The following is a 13,379-nucleotide window of genomic DNA, read 5'->3' as shown; positions in this document are numbered from 1 at the left end:
CATGTTGGAGGGACCAGACATGAATCTCAGTGCGCCCACCCAGATCGTGTTCATTATTTCGTTGGTTATCGCCGTCATCGGCCTTCTCGCCGCGCTTGGCGTTCTCGCATTCATTCCGCTTGCGTCCGTTTGGATCATGCTTATCGCCTACATCGTGCTCGCCGCCGGCTGTTTGATGCGCGGCACCTGAGCACAGCATTCTCAGGCAACTCGGAGCGCCCGGCCCTGCCGGGCGCTTTTGATTTTCGAAGGGGTGTTCTGCTAGGCTCGGATCATGTCCGACGAGCCAGAGCGCCATCGCCAGGATAATCGCTCTCCCGCCCTCCATTTCGAGATGGTGCGGCGCAAGCCCGCCGCCTCGCTTGCGGGCGTCGTCACGGATATCTGCGGCTATCGCGAGACCTGTCCCGGCCATTTCCGCATCGTCGAATATGCTTCGCTGACCGTGCCGCTGGTGATCAGCTTCGCCGAAGCCTTCGCCATCGGGCTCGGCCACAGCCCGGGCGACAACGATCGCTACGCCAGCTTCGCCGCCGGCCTCTATGCCGGGCCGGTCATGATCGAATCCTTTGGCGGCGCCTGCTGCGTTCAGGTCAATTTCACCCCGCTTGGCGCCAGGCAGTTCTTCGGCCTGCCGATGAGCGAGTTGCGCGATCGCATAGTCGGGTTGGACGATGCGCTGGGCTTTGACGGCATCGCATTGCGCGAACGGCTCGGCGAGGCATCGGATTGGAACGCGCGCTTCGACATTGCCGAGGGATTCATTACCAGCCGCCTTGTCGAGGCGAATGCGCTTTCACCGGAAATCGCCTGGGCCTACAGGGCGGTCATTGCGTCAGGCGGCCGCACCCGCATTTCGACGCTCGCCGGCGAGATCGGCTGGAGCCGCAAGCATCTGGCGGCGAGATTCACCGACGCGATCGGCATCGGCCCGAAGACATTGTCGCGCATCGTACGCTTCAATCGCGCGCTGTCCCTGTCGAAGCGGCAGGACGATGACTGGGCCGGCATCGCCGCCGATTGCGGCTACGCCGACCAGGCGCATCTGGTGCGCGAGTTCCGTCAGTTGGCCGGCGAAACGCCGACCGGTCTCGCGGCGTCGATGTAGGCCTGACCCAGGTAACATTTCTTCAAGACGCCGAGACCGCCTTTGCACAGACTGGCATTCATCAACCGACCAGGGAGATTGTCATGCCGACAGCAAACGAAGCACCCCGTCTATACCCGGCTCTGCGCTACAGGAACGCCGCCAAGATGATCGACTGGCTCAGCGAGGCCTTCGGCTTCGAACTGCGCGCCCGCTATGGCGAGGGCGACATTGTCCACCATGCCGAGCTCACCTTCGGGTCCTCAATGATCATGCTGGTACGGCGCGCGACGACGATTACGGCAAGATGGTCGGCGAGCCCGGCGGCGGCGGCAAGTCGATCTACATCGCCGTCGATGACGCCGACGCCGCCTATGCGCGTGCCAAGAAGGCCGGCGCGAAAATCATCCAGGAAGTGGTCGACCGCGACTATGGCAGCCGCGAGTTCATCTGCCTCGACCCGGAAGGCAATGTCTGGTCCTTCGGCACCTATTGGCCGAAGGTGGAGGAGAAGGCGTGAGGCCATCAGCGACGCTGGAGATTGGCCGCGATCTGCCAGCTTCGTCATCCACGGGCGAAGCGGACGCGCAGACCCGAGGATCCATTCCGTTACCTCACGCGAGGGGTGCAGCGGAGCAGAATTCTGCCCTGTTGCAAACGCCTTGACGTCACGGAATGGATCCTCGGGTCTGCGCTGCGTCGCTTCGCTCCTTGCTCCGCCCGTGGATGACGACCCGAGGGGCGTTTTCGCCAATCACAAACCCTGTGGGTTCGATAGAGCTATCTAGCGCGCGATGGCAAAAATCGCGTCGCAGTCGAGATGCCTCTCCAGCTCGGCCGCGACCTCGTCCAGCGCCTTCTCGACATCCGCGCGATAGTCGATACCGCCTCCCCTGACGCCAAGGCCCTCCAGGTATGCGGCGCGAAAAGCGTCGGCGGAAAACAGTCCGTGCAGATAGGTGCCAATCACCTTGCCGTCCGCGGAGACCGCGCCGTCCTCGACGCCGTTGAGGATCGTCGAGGGCCGCGCCGTGTCCGGGCCGGTGGTGCGGCCGAGATGGATCTCGTAGCCTTCGAGCGGCAGGCCGAACTGCACTGACTGCGCGCTTGAATTGCGCACAGTCTTCTCAGGCTCCATCACCGTTTCGATGTCGAGCAGGCCAAGACCTTCGGCCTCAGTGACGCTGCCTTCGATGCCGTCGGGATCGCGCACCATGCGGCCGAGCATCTGATAGCCGCCGCAGATGCCGACGACATGGCCGCCGCGCTTGCGATGGGCGAGAAGATCGCGATCCCAGCCGTTCTCGCGGAATTTCAGGAGATCGCCGATCGTCGATTTGGAGCCGGGGATGACCACCAACCCGGCATCTTCCGGCAGCTTCTTGCCCGGCGGCACGAACACCACCTCGACCTGCGGCTCGGCTTTCAGCGGATCGAGATCGTCGAAATTGGCGATGCGCGCCAGCATCGGCACCGCCACCTTCAGCGCCCGCTTCTCGCCGGAAGCGAGGCGTTCGAGCACCACCGAATCCTCGGACGGCAGCCGCCCGGCCGCCTTCAGCCACGGCACGACGCCGAAGCAGCGCCAGCCGGTGAATTTTTCGATCGCGCTGATCCCGTCGTCGAACAACGAGATATCGCCGCGGAACTTATTGATGAGATAGCCGGCGATCATGCGCCGGTCTTCCTCCGGCAGGATCAGATGCGTGCCGGCCACGGACGCAATCACGCCGCCGCGGTCGATGTCGCCGACCAAGATCACCGGCACATTGGCGCACGTGGCAAAGCCCATATTGGCGATGTCGCGGCTCCTGAGATTGATTTCGGCGGGCGAGCCCGCGCCCTCGACGACGACCAGGTCCGCGCCCGCGCCGACCTTCGCCCACGAATCCAGCACCGCGTCCATCAGCCCGGCTTTCATCGCCTGGTAGTCGCGCGCCCGCGCCTCGCCATAGACTTTGCCCTGCACCACCACTTGCGAGCCGATATCGCTCTGCGGCTTGAGCAGCACCGGGTTCATATGGACGGTCGGCCTCACCCCACAGGCCAGCGCCTGAAGCCATTGCCCGCGGCCGATCTCGCCTTCGCCGGTTGTGGCGTCGCCCGAAATATTGGCAACGGCAGCATTGTTCGACATGTTCTGCGGCTTGAATGGCCTAACCTTCAGCCCGCGATTCTTCGCAACGCGGCAAAGCCCCGCCACCAGCACGGTCTTGCCGACATCCGAGCCGGTGCCCTGCAGCATGATCGCTTTCGCCATCAGCCCCTGCCCCCTGAGCCAATGGTCGATTTCTGTGCCAGCGGCCCGCCGCGCCAGAGATAGAGCGCCATCAGCGGTTCCTTGCCCGTGCGCATGGCATGGCTGACATTGGACGCGTGGTGAATGACCTCGCCGGCGTCGCGCGTATGAAAGTTCCCTTCGCCCATCCGCCACTCCGTGTCGCCGGTCAGCGGGATATAGATCTCCTCGGCGAGGTGATGATGGTCGGGATAGACGATGTTGGGCCCAAGGATCAGCAGGCCGGCCGCGACCTCGTCATTGACGAAATGCCCGCGCGTGCCGAACACTTCCAGCCAGCCGTAATTGTCGACAAAACTCTGCCCGAAATCGGCGGCGGTATAGGTCTGCCCCCAGCGCAACTCGTCCCGGTGGTCGGCAACAAATCGCGTCAACGGCCCGGCATCGGCCGGAGCCAACTCGGCGATGCGATCGAGATGGCTAAGGCAGCCAAGCGCATGCGGCTCGAGAGAACGCGCAGGCATGTCCCAGCCGATGCGCGCGACTTCATCCGTCACCAGATCGTTGTCGGCGCCGGCGAGATAGGCGCGGAATCGCTCCAGCAACTCATCGAAAATTGTCGGCACGCAAGAACTCCGTTCGTCATTCCATGCACAGCCGGTTCTCAACGGCCCGGGTTGCGCGGCGGCATCATTGGTCTAGATTGAACGGCGCGCAAAGCCAAAAACGACAGGCCAGAAGGCCTGAACGACAGGGAGCACGCCATGGACGCGGCAGTCGATGCGGGCACTGGCCAATTCGAACTCAACGAGGAACAGCGCGCCATCCAGGAGATGGCCCGAGCCTTCGCGGCGGACCGCGTCGCGCCCAATGCACTCGACTGGGACAAGGCAAAGCACTTCCCCGCCGATGTGATCCGCGAGACCGGGCCGCTCGGCCTTGGCGGCATCTATGTGCGCGACGATGTCGGCGGCTCGGCGCTGGGGCGGCTGGATGCCGTGCTGATCTTCGAGGCGCTTGCCCACGCCGATCCGGCCTTCTCATCCTTCATTTCCATCCACAACATGGCGGCCTCGATGATCGACCGCTTCGGCTCAGACGAGCAGCGCCGGCGCTTCCTGCCGAAACTGACCTCTATGGAGTGGCTGGCGAGCTATTGCCTGACCGAGCCCGGCTCAGGCTCGGATGCGGCTGCACTGAAGACGCGTGCGGTGAAAAGCGGCGGCGATTATGTCTTGAACGGCGCCAAGCAGTTCATCTCCGGCGCCGGCGACAGCGACCTCTATGTTGTGATGGCGCGCACCGGTGGCGATGGCCCGAAAGGCATTTCGACCTTCGTCGTGCCCAAGGATGCGGCCGGCCTTTCGTTCGGCGCCAACGAGCACAAGATGGGCTGGCACATGCAGTCGACCCGCCAGGTCATCTTCGAGGATTGCAAGGTGCCGGCCGACAACCTGCTCGCCGCGGAAGGCGCCGGCTTCGGCATCGCCATGGCCGGGCTCGACGGCGGCCGGCTCAACATCGCCGCCTGTTCGCTTGGCGGCGCGCAGTCGGCGCTCGACAAGGCGCTAGCCTATACCGCCGAGCGCAAGGCCTTCGGCTCCAAGATCAACCAATTCCAGGCGCTGCAGTTCAGGTTGGCCGACATGGAAACGGAACTGCAGGCGGCCCGCATCTTTCTCTACGCCGCCGCTTCCAAGCTCGACCGCAAGGCGCCGGATGCCGGCAAATGGTCCGCGATGGCCAAGCGCTTCGTCACCGATATCGGCTTCGACATCGCCAACCAGGCGCTGCAATTGCACGGCGGCTACGGCTATCTGCACGATTACGGCATCGAGAAGCTGGTGCGGGATCTGCGCGTCCACCAGATCCTCGAAGGCACCAACGAGATCATGCGCGTCATCATCGCGCGCTCGTTGATTGGGCGCTGACGCAAAATCGGGAGAAAACGATGGCAACCATCGCCTTCATCGGCCTCGGTAATATGGGCAATCCCATGGCCGCCAACCTCGTAAAGGCGGGTCATACGGTGCTGGGCTTCGACCTCGTGCCCGAGAACCTAGCCACTGCCAAGGAACACGGCGTCACCGTCATGGCGAACGCCGTCGCGGCGGTGAAGGACGCTGACGTCGTCATCACCATGCTGCCGGCCGGCAAGCATGTGCTGTCGGTTTATGAGGACATCGCGCCCAAGGCCAGGAAAGGCGGGCTGTTCATCGATTCCTCGACCATCGATGTCGAATCGGCGCGCAAGGCGCATGCCATTGCCGCGAAGCATGGTCATCCGTCGATCGACGCACCCGTCTCCGGCGGCACGGGCGGCGCCGCTGCCGGCACACTCACCTTCATGGCCGGTGGCTCGGATCAGGCGTTTGCCGCCGCCGAGCCGATCCTGAAGCCGATGGCCGGGCGCGTCGTTCATTGCGGCGGCGACGGCGCCGGACAGGCGGCCAAGATCTGCAACAACATGATTCTCGGCATCTCGATGATCGGCGTCGCCGAAGCGTTCGTGCTGGCCGAAAAGCTCGGCCTGTCGCACCAGGCGCTGTATGACGTCGCCTCCACTTCCTCGGGCCAGTGCTGGTCGCTGACCACCTATTGCCCGGTGCCCGGTCCTGTTCCGGCCTCGCCGGCCAACCGCGACTACAAGCCCGGCTTTGCCGCCGCGCTGATGCTGAAGGACCTGAAATTGTCGCAGGAAGCCGCGCAGAACGCAGGCGCCGCGACTCCGCTCGGCGCCGAAGCCACGCAGCTCTATGCCTTGTTCAATGCGCAAGGCCACGCCGGCGCCGATTTTTCCGGCATTATTAATTTCCTGCGCGGAAATCCGGCATAAGTCTCTGCTTTTAAAGGGTTATTTCCAAGATTTGCCGGTGCGAAGCCGGCAAATTTAGATTTGCTTAAGGTCTTGCTAACGCACCGGTAACGATGTGCCTTTAAAACGGACTGCGAGGCGGACATCGCGTCTGCCCGGCGCTCCGGATCAGGTCTCGCGTACCGGAGCCCGTAAATTTCGCAAGTATTCTCGTAGCGAAATGCCATGTGTATCTGGCAAAGCCGCGTTCCCGCAGGGACGCGGTTTTTGCGTTTCGGAGACGCCCTCCGCGAGCCGTCCAGGAATGGACCGGGCGCTTAGTCTAGTCAGGAGCGCCCGGAGAATATCCGCTTAGCGCTTGCGCAAATCGGCGTCAGCGAGATCGAGCGCCCTGGCGATGCGCTCGCAGGCCATGTCGATCGTGGCGCGCGTCCAGATCAGCGGCGGCGAGAGAATCATCGTGTCGCCGGTGGCCCGCAGCATCATGCCCTGCGCGATCGCGTGGTCGCGCACGACGACCGCCGCACTTCCCGATGGCAAATAGCGTTCCTTGGTCGCCTTGTCCTTGACGATCTCGATCGCGCCCATCAGGCCGATCGAGCGCACCTCGCCGACCAGCCTGTGCCCGGCGATCCGCTCCTGCAGCGCCTGCGCGAAATAGGGACCGGTGTCGTTCTTGACCCTTTCGACAAGCCCTTCCTTCTCGATGATCTCGAGGTTCTTGAGCGCCACCGCGCAAGCCACCGGATGACCGGAATAGGTGTAGCCATGGTAGAACTCGCCGCCTTTCTCGACCAGCGTCTTGGCGATGCGGTCGCCGACCAGCAGCGCCGAGAGCGGCTGGTAGCCCGAGGTCAGCGCCTTGGCGGTGGTGATGGTGTCGGGCTCGATCCCGAACGTCTGCGCCGCGAACCATTCGCCGGTGCGGCCATAGCCGGTGATCACCTCGTCCAGCATCAACAGCACGTCGTATTTGCGGCAGATGCGCTCCACTTCCGGCCAATAGCTCATCGGCGGGATCTTCACGCCGCCCGCGCCCATCACCGGCTCGCCGATGAAGGCGGCGACCTTGTCGGCGCCGGCTTCGAGGATCGCGTCCTCGACCGCCTTGGCCGCGCGGATGCCGAAATCATGGTCGCTTTCGCCGGGCGACGCGAGCTCATAGGCATAGGGCATCATCACATGGACGATGTTGGGCACCGCGCCGCCGAGCTGCTTGTGCATCGGCTCCATGCCGCCGAGCGACGTGCCGGCGACGGTCGAGCCGTGATAGGCCGACTTGCGCGAGATGACGCGGTTCTTCTCGGGCTTGCCTTCAAGCGCCCAATAATGGCGCACGAGCCTGAGCGCCGTGTCGTTGGCCTCCGATCCGGACGAACCGTAGAAAACCTGGCTGACATGCGTCGGCGCCAGCTCCGCCAGCTTCTTCGACAACAGCACCGGCGTCGGCGTCGAGCATTTGAAGAAGGAGTTGTAGTAAGGCAGCTCCTTCATCTGCGCGTAGGCCGCCTCGGCCAGCTCATCGCGGCCATAGCCGACATTGACGCACCACAGGCCCGCCATGCCGTCGAGGATTTCGGTGCCGTCGGCATCGTAGATGAACGGGCCGTTGGCATGGGTGATGATGCGCGAGCCCGTCTCGCGCAATTCCTTATGGTCGGTGAAGGGATGAAGGTGATGCGCGGCATCGATCTGCTGAAGCTGCTTCAGCGAATAATTCTGATACGTCATGGATTTGATCTTTCCTCTTGAATCAATCCGGCAGCGGCCGGGGCGGATTCGTCAGAGGAAACGGGGCGGCGAATAGCCGATGCGGGCGCACAGCCGCAGCAGCTCGGCGCGAAGGGTCCGCGGTGACGGCGTCACCGCGACCCCGAAGGCGCCTGATGTGCTGAAGCGGATCATGGCAGCAGCTTATGCCGCCTGAGGCCTAGAATTCAAGCCATGCCTATGAGGCAGGCTTACCCAGCGCCCGTTGCAGGAAAACATAGCGCATTGCCGTCTGCGCCGCTTGCGGCCGGCGATCGCCGCGCCCGCCATGGCCGCCTTCGGTCTCTTCGAAGAACAGCGTCCTGCCGTGTCCTGCCTCCTGCAGCCGCGCCGCCATCTTGCGGGCATGCCCGGGATGAACGCGGTCGTCGGCGGTGGACGTCATCAGGAGCACGGGCGGATAGGCGACGTTCGCCGCGACATGCTGGTAAGGCGAATAGGCGCCGAGCCAGGCCGCCTCTTCCGGCTTCGACGGATCGCCATATTCGGCGATCCACGAGGCGCCGGGCGGCAGTTCGGTGTAGCGCAGCATATCGAGCAGCGGCACGTCGATGATGACGGCGCCGAACAACTCCGGCCGCTGCGTCAGCGACGTGCCGGTGAGCAGGCCGCCATTGGAGCCGCCCTGGATGCCAAGCTGCGCCGCCGTGGTGATGCCGCGCCGGACCACGTCCTCGGCCACCGCCGCGAAATCGTCGAAAGCGTTCTGGCGCTTGCCCTTCAGCGCTGCCTGGTGCCAGGCCGGACCGAACTCGCCGCCCCCGCGGATGTTGGCCTGGACATAGGCATTGCCCTTGTCCAGCCAGAGCCGGCCGCGAATGCCGGCATAGCCGGGCAGCAGCGGCACTTCGAAGCCGCCATAGCCGTAGAGCAGTGTCGGCACCGGCCCTTTCTGGTCGCGCCGCCGCACCACGAAATACGGGATCATCGTGCCGTCCTTCGAGCGCGCCTCGAACTGCTCCGAGATATAAGGCGAGGCGTCGAAGCGGGCCGGCTGCGACTTCACCGTTTGAAGCGTCTCGCCATCGTCATCCGACCAGATGATCGAGCTCGGCGTCAGGAAATCGGTGAAGGAGAAGGAGACGCTCGCGCCGAAATGCTCGACATGGCTGATGCCGACATTGCCGTTGTCGGGCAGCGCTATCCGCTTAAGCGACCAGCCTTCTGCGGCGCGGTCGCAGGCGATGATCTTGCCGCGCACATTGTCCATCAGGTTGATGAACAGCCGGTCCTGCGTCCTGGCGAGGCCAGCGATCGAAACGCGGTGCGCCGGCTCGAGCACGGTCTGGAACGGCCCAAAGGCACCACTCTCGATCCAGCGATCGAAATCGACCGAATAGAGCCCGTCGGGCAGGCAGCGCGTGCCGTCCGGCGCCGTCCAGGGGCTGCGCACGCCGAAGATCAGTTGGCCCTTGAAGACCATCGTGTCGGTGGCGTCGTCGGGCAGCGGGATGCGCCGGTTCTCACCCGAAGCCAGCCGCAGGAAACTGTGCGAGGTGAAGAAGTCGAGCGTCTTGCCGAGCAGCACGTGCCGCTTGTCGCCGTCATATTCGACGCCGCCGCCGACCGCGAGATGTTGTTTCTCGCCTTCGAGGATCGGCGTGGCGTCCTCGAGCTTGGCGCCGCGCCGCCACAGCTTGATCACGCGCGGATAGCCGGACTGCGTCTTGTCGTCTTCCTCGAAAGCGGCGGAGACGATCACCGTATCCTCGTCCAGCCAGGAAAAGCCCGACTTGGAAGCGGGAGCGCGAAACCCGTCCTCGACGAAGGATTTCGTCGCGACATCGAATTCGCGCATCTCGCTGGCATCGCCGCCATCGGGCGACATGTAGAGCAGGCAGCGGTTGAAATCGGGATAGAGCCGGCTCGCCCCGCCGAACACCCACTTCACGCCTTCCTTCGCGGAAAGCTGATCGAAGTCGATGATCGTCTCCCAGTCGGGCTTGTCGGTCTTGTAGGACGCGACCGTCGTGCGCCGCCAGAGACCCAGCGCATTGGTCTTGTCCTGCCAGAAATTATAGACGTAGCCGGCAAGCGCAGCCCCGACGGGCATATTGTCCTCAGCGGTCATCAGGTCGAGCGCGGTCTCGAACGCGGCCTGATAGGAAGGATCGCCCTGCAGTTCGGCGACCGTCAGCGCATTCTGGCGATGAACCCAGTCCAGCGCTTCCTTGCCGTTGCGATCCTCAAGCCAGAGGTAGGGATCGTCGGCGGTCAATTCGAGCTGGGTTTTGGTCATCGTGCTGGTCATGCAGGTCTCCATCCGGCGGCCCCGCCTACATCGCGTTCGCTGCCTTGATATTCAAGAGCCATTCGGGGCCGATTACAAAACCCGCCGTCGAACAACTGTCGCCGCCGCCAGCGCCGCGCAGATGGCGCCAAGCGTGACCGGCAGGCCGGCGGCGCCGATGACATCCATGACGCCGCCGGTGAGCGGCGGCACGACGATGCCGCCAAAACCCCACATCAGCGAAAAGGCGGCATTGCCGGCAACCAGCGCCGACCCGGTGAAGCGTTCGCCGAGCTCGATGATCGACATCGTGTAGATGCCGTAGGAAACGGCGCCCCAGATAAAGACGCAAGCCCAGATCAGCGGCGTCTCGATCAGCGCCGGCAAAGCCACGCATCCAAGGACAGTCACCGCCACGCAGCCGAACCGCACCAGGCGCGCCGTCAATCTTTCGGCGAGCAGACCGAGCGGCACCTGCATGGCGATGTTGCCGGCGATCATCACGGAAAGCAGCGCCGACATGCGCGCCTCGGGAATGCCGTGATGCGTCCCGTAGACCGGCAGCAGCGCCAATATCGCCTGCTCGAACCCGGCTGCGACGATCACGGCCGACATAAGCAGCCAGGCCATCGGTATGAAGCCCAGCACCGAGACCTTGTTCTCGGCCTCGTCGACCTTCGGCAGCCGCTTCACCACCACGGCCAGGCAGCCGCCGCAGAAGAGGAAGGCAAGAATGCCGACAAGGAAAGGCGGCCAACCTTCCGTGCCGACGCCAAGCAGGCAGAGCGGCCCGGCCGCGAAGCCCGCCGAGATGATGGTTGAATAGATGCCCATGACGCGGCCGCGCCGCGCCGGCGGCGCCAGAGCGATCACCCAGATTTCACTCAAGACATAGAGCGGGTTGGTCACCACGCCGATCAGGAAGCGCAGCGGGAACCACAGATAGACATTTTGCGTCCAGCCGATCAGCGCCAGCACCAGCGCCGAAAGCGCCGCGCAGGTCAGCGCGGTGCGCCCTGCCCCGAACCGGCGCGCCAATCCCGGGATCAGCGGCGAGGACAGGATGAAGCCGACCGGCGTCATCGCCGCCGACAGCCCGATCATCGCCGGCGAAACGCCCTGGCGCTGCAGGATAAAGCTCAGCAGCGGATAGGAAAGCCCTTGCGCAATGGCGAAGACGGAAACCGTCGCGATCACGCCGGTGATCGCCGCCCACTGCACCGTCTCGTCGCTTTCCGAGCCCGCCAGCGCCATCATTGCCGCTCCAATCTTCGGAGCCTTAGCCGCTACCGGCAACAGCCGTAAGGGCCAACGGCGGCTAAAGCGCATGCTCCAGCCAGTCCCTGTCAGGAGCGCTGGCGCTGCCAGGATCAGCACAAGGTATCGGCACCCAGCAAGCATCGAGCCCGACGATGACGGCAGGCAGCCGAGCGGCCGATCGCCTGCGGCCGCCTCCCCTTCCGTCATGTCGCTTCCCTCGCCCTAGTGGTCGCCGCCTCCTCACCGGCTGCATTGCTGCCAGTCCATTATGCCGGCCAAATTCGCATCCTCACGAGGCTTCTCATGACTGCCGCCCTTCATCCCGCCGAGCCGGCACTGGCAACCGATCGCGCCCGCCGTGGCGGCCGCGCGGGAAAGCGCGCCGGCGGCTCGGCCGCCTTCGAGCAGCCCGCCTTCCGGCAGCTGAAGAACCCGCTGACGCCGACCAGGCTGGTGTCCGACGACGAGCTGGAATCGATCCACCTCGCCTCGCTGCGCGTGCTGAGGGAAATCGGCGTCGACGTTCTGCACGACGAGGCCCGCCGCATCATGAAGGCGCACGGCGCCGACGTGCGCGACGGCTCGGAGCGCGTGCGCTTCGACAGCGACATGATCCTCGAGCTTGTCTCGCACTGCCCGTCGGAGTTCACGCTGCATGCCCGCAACCCGGCGCATAATCTGCGCTTCGGCGGCAACAACGTCATCCTGTCGATGATGGCTTCGGCGCCGAACTGCTCCGACCTCGACCGCGGCCGCAGGCCCGGCAACCAGGCCGATTACCGCAACTTCCTGCGCCTGGCGCAGATGCACAACATCCTGCACTGCACCGGCGGCTATCCGGTCGAGCCGATCGACATCCATCCGTCGGTGCGGCACCTGGAATGCATCCGCGACCTCGCCATGCTGACCGACAAGGTCTTCCACATCTATTCACTCGGCAAGGAGCGCAATGTCGACGGCATCGAGATCACCCGCATCGCGCGCGGCATCAGCCGCGAGCAGCTGATGCAGGAACCGTCGGTCTTCACCATCATCAACACCAATTCGCCGCTCAAGCTCGACGTGCCGATGATGGAAGGCATCATCCAGATGTCGAGCATGGGCCAGGCCGTGATCGTCACGCCCTTCACGCTGTCCGGCGCCATGGCGCCCGTCACCGTCGCCGGCGCGCTGGTGCAGCAGAACGCCGAGGCGCTCTCAGGCATTGCCTTCGCGCAGATGGTCAAGAAAGGCGCGCCGGTCGGCTATGGCGGCTTCACCTCCAATGTCGACATGAAGTCCGGCGCGCCGGCCTTCGGCACGCCCGAATATATGAAGGCGCAGCTCGTCGGCGGCCAGCTTGCCCGCCGCTATCAAATTCCCTACCGCACCTCCAACACCTGCGCCGCCAATACGGTCGACGCGCAGGCCGCCTATGAAAGCGTGTTCTCGCTGTGGGGCGCGATCCAGGGCGGCGGCAATCTGATGATGCATGGCGCCGGGTGGCTGGAAGGCGGCCTGCGCTGCTCCTATGAAAAGACCATCCTCGACATCGACCTTTTGCAGATGGTGGCCGAATTCCTCACCCCGCTCGACCTCTCCGAGGATGCGCTCGGCTTCGACGCCATGCAGTCGGTCGGTCCTGGCGGTCATTTCTTCGGCACCCAGCACACGCAGCAGCGCTACAAGACCGCCTTCTATTCGCCGATCGTGTCCGACTGGCGCAATTTCGAGACATGGTCCGAGGCGGGCTCGCCGACGGCGATGGAGCGGACCAACAAGGTGTGGAAGGAGCGCCTTGCCTCCTACGAGGAGCCTTATATGGATCCGGCCATCCGCGAGGAGCTCAACGATTTCGTCGAGAAACGCCGCGCCGAAGGCGGCGCGCCGACGGATTTCTGATTTTCTGTGTTGCTGATGAGCAGTCGACCCCCACTCCGTCGAGCTTCGCTCGACACCTCTCCCCCGATCGACGGGGGAGAGGAAAGGCGCGCGGCGA

General features: G+C 64.4%; 10 protein-coding genes and 1 pseudogene. 6 read left to right on the top strand and 5 right to left on the bottom strand.

All coding sequences use genetic code 11. The features are described from left to right. Positions 1 to 19 precede the first annotated feature (19 nt). The 3 genes and pseudogenes from LB529_RS24385 to LB529_RS24375 all read left to right on the top strand — a co-directional run bounded on the left by LB529_RS24385 (position 20) and on the right by LB529_RS24375 (position 1,607). The gene (locus LB529_RS24385; protein ID WP_095764956.1) at positions 20 to 190 is read left to right on the top strand and encodes a hypothetical protein; all 171 of its coding nucleotides are present in this window, start codon (positions 20 to 22) and stop codon (positions 188 to 190) included. A gap of 84 nt (positions 191 to 274) precedes the next feature. Next, on the top strand, positions 275 to 1,108 hold the full coding sequence (locus LB529_RS24380) for a helix-turn-helix domain-containing protein (RefSeq protein WP_224712511.1): 834 nt from the start codon (positions 275 to 277) through the stop codon (positions 1,106 to 1,108). 83 nt (positions 1,109 to 1,191) lie between these two features. Continuing rightward, positions 1,192 to 1,607: pseudogene (locus LB529_RS24375) on the top strand (VOC family protein). 264 nt (positions 1,608 to 1,871) lie between these two features. Here LB529_RS24375 and LB529_RS24370 read toward each other — a convergent pair. Together LB529_RS24370 and LB529_RS24365 are read right to left on the bottom strand one after the other, a co-directional pair. Then, complete coding sequence (locus LB529_RS24370; RefSeq protein ID WP_224712510.1) at positions 1,872 to 3,347, bottom strand: cobyric acid synthase; 1,476 nt, start codon at positions 3,345 to 3,347, stop codon at positions 1,872 to 1,874. Then, positions 3,347 to 3,952 (bottom strand): dimethylsulfonioproprionate lyase family protein, encoded by a 606-nt coding sequence (locus LB529_RS24365; RefSeq protein WP_224712509.1) that lies wholly within the window; start codon positions 3,950 to 3,952, stop codon positions 3,347 to 3,349. The genes LB529_RS24370 and LB529_RS24365 overlap by 1 nt, the downstream gene beginning before the upstream one ends. Before the next feature lie 138 nt (positions 3,953 to 4,090). Here LB529_RS24365 and LB529_RS24360 point away from each other — a divergent pair, with 138 nt between their 5' ends. Continuing rightward, positions 4,091 to 5,257, top strand: a complete 1,167-nt coding sequence (locus tag LB529_RS24360) for an isobutyryl-CoA dehydrogenase (RefSeq protein ID WP_224712508.1) — start codon at positions 4,091 to 4,093, stop codon at positions 5,255 to 5,257. Positions 5,258 to 5,277: 20 nt separating this feature from the next. Beyond that, on the top strand, positions 5,278 to 6,162 hold the full coding sequence (mmsB, locus tag LB529_RS24355) for a 3-hydroxyisobutyrate dehydrogenase (protein ID WP_095764951.1): 885 nt from the start codon (positions 5,278 to 5,280) through the stop codon (positions 6,160 to 6,162). 330 nt (positions 6,163 to 6,492) lie between these two features. Here mmsB and LB529_RS24350 read toward each other — a convergent pair whose 3' ends face one another. The 3 genes from LB529_RS24350 to LB529_RS24340 form a co-directional block, all read right to left on the bottom strand. After that, entirely contained in the window at positions 6,493 to 7,872 is a 1,380-nt protein-coding gene (locus LB529_RS24350; RefSeq protein WP_224712507.1) for an aspartate aminotransferase family protein, read from the bottom strand. A 217-nt stretch (positions 7,873 to 8,089) separates the two neighbouring features. Beyond that, the gene (locus LB529_RS24345) at positions 8,090 to 10,162 is read right to left on the bottom strand and encodes a prolyl oligopeptidase family serine peptidase (RefSeq protein ID WP_224712506.1); all 2,073 of its coding nucleotides are present in this window, start codon (positions 10,160 to 10,162) and stop codon (positions 8,090 to 8,092) included. Positions 10,163 to 10,234: 72 nt separating this feature from the next. After that, positions 10,235 to 11,395 (bottom strand): MFS transporter, encoded by a 1,161-nt coding sequence (locus tag LB529_RS24340; RefSeq protein ID WP_224712556.1) that lies wholly within the window; start codon positions 11,393 to 11,395, stop codon positions 10,235 to 10,237. A gap of 309 nt (positions 11,396 to 11,704) precedes the next feature. Between LB529_RS24340 and LB529_RS24335 the strand changes: the two genes are divergently transcribed. Next, positions 11,705 to 13,282: a trimethylamine methyltransferase family protein gene (locus LB529_RS24335; protein WP_224712505.1), complete on the top strand. Its 1,578-nt coding sequence runs from the start codon at positions 11,705 to 11,707 to the stop codon at positions 13,280 to 13,282. The last annotated feature ends 97 nt before the right edge of the window (positions 13,283 to 13,379 follow it).

Source organism: Mesorhizobium sp. CA5, assembly GCF_020165105.1.
Taxonomy (GTDB): Bacteria; Pseudomonadota; Alphaproteobacteria; order Rhizobiales; family Rhizobiaceae; genus Mesorhizobium.
Note: the sequence above shows the minus strand (reverse complement) of the source record. Positions and strands in the feature narration are given on the sequence as shown.